The organism is Acinetobacter sp. USHLN143, assembly GCF_037145695.1.
GTDB classification, from domain to species: domain Bacteria; phylum Pseudomonadota; class Gammaproteobacteria; order Pseudomonadales; family Moraxellaceae; genus Acinetobacter; species Acinetobacter fasciculus.
The window spans coordinates 1-1,278 of record NZ_JBBCWZ010000166.1; the positions used below are offsets into that span (position 1 = coordinate 1).

General features: G+C 39.7%; 1 protein-coding gene and 1 pseudogene. Both read right to left on the reverse strand.

The features are described from left to right. Nucleotides 1-107 precede the first annotated feature (107 nt). Nucleotides 108-983: pseudogene (locus WFH18_RS17435) on the reverse strand (IS481 family transposase); the annotation flags it as partial. Nucleotides 984-1,065: 82 nt separating this feature from the next. Next, on the reverse strand, nucleotides 1,066-1,278 hold a 213-nt coding region (locus tag WFH18_RS17440; protein ID WP_336755368.1), incomplete at its 5' end, for a transposase.

Here is a 1,278-nt window from a genome sequence, read left to right on the forward strand (position 1 = left end):
GCAGTACGATCTTCAAAGTTAAGATGATGGTATGACAATTTTATATACTCCATAAACCCTTTAAATTAATTAGGTGGTTTATGTCGCACTTCAAGTTTTACTCTGCCCTTTTTCCTAAATGTAATTTGATAAAACTCCTGCAGTATTGTTTTATGGAAGCGTTCACAGATCCCATTCGTTTGTGGTGAAGCTGCTTTTGTCTTCGTGTGATCAATGTCATTGAGGGCTAGATACAACTCATAGTCATGTTGTTCCACCTTCCCGCAATACTCGGTTCCTCTGTCTGTAAGAATGCGAAGCATTGGTAAATCCTGGGATTGATAGAAAGGTAATACACGATCATTGAGTAAATCAGCCGCTGTAATTGGTGTTTTGGTTGTATAGAGCTTGCAATGAACGACCTTGCTATAAGTATCGATAAATGTTTGCTGGTAGATCCGTCCAACACCCTTGAGATTCCCGACATAAAAGGTATCTTGCGCACCTAAATAGCCTGGATGAGCTGTTTCTATTTCACCACATGCCACATCATCTTCATGCTTACGCTCAAGTGCAGCAATCTGATGATCATTTAGTTCGATACCATCCTGCGCCACTTTAGCTTCGAGAGCTTTTAAACGCTTCTTAAAGTTCTCCAAATCATGGCGGAGCCAAATAGAGCGAACACCACTCCCTGAAACAAATACACCCTTCTTGCGCAATTCGTTACTGGTACGATGCTGACCATAAGCTGGATATTGAATTGCGAAATCAATGACCGCTAGCTCTGTAGCATCATCTACACGGTTTTTTAGATTAGGCACTCGACGGGACTTATTGATCAATGCATCAATGTCACCAGACTGTACTAACTCCTGATAGCGATAGAAAGTATCTCTAGAGACACCCATCACTTTGCATGCTCTAGAAACGTTCTGAAGTTCTTCGGCTAAATTGAGTAAGCCTACTTTGTGTTTGATAATTTGATTGTTAGTATGCAACATAAGAAAGTTACCTTTGTTTGATTAAGATTTCGACACCTTTATCAAAACGGGTAACTTTCTCTTTTTCAAGAAGAATGTCCGATCAAGTCTGAACTAATACAAATAACTCATCGACTGAGTCGATCAACCATTCTTTACGCTTACGTTTAACCCATGCCCACATCTGTTCTATAGGATTTAAATGAGGGCTGTATGCAGGAAGCCAAAGAATTTTATGCCCTTGTTGTTCCAATAACTCCAGAATATCTGCTCTTTTATGAAATGCTGCATTATCCATAACCACTACACTATTTTC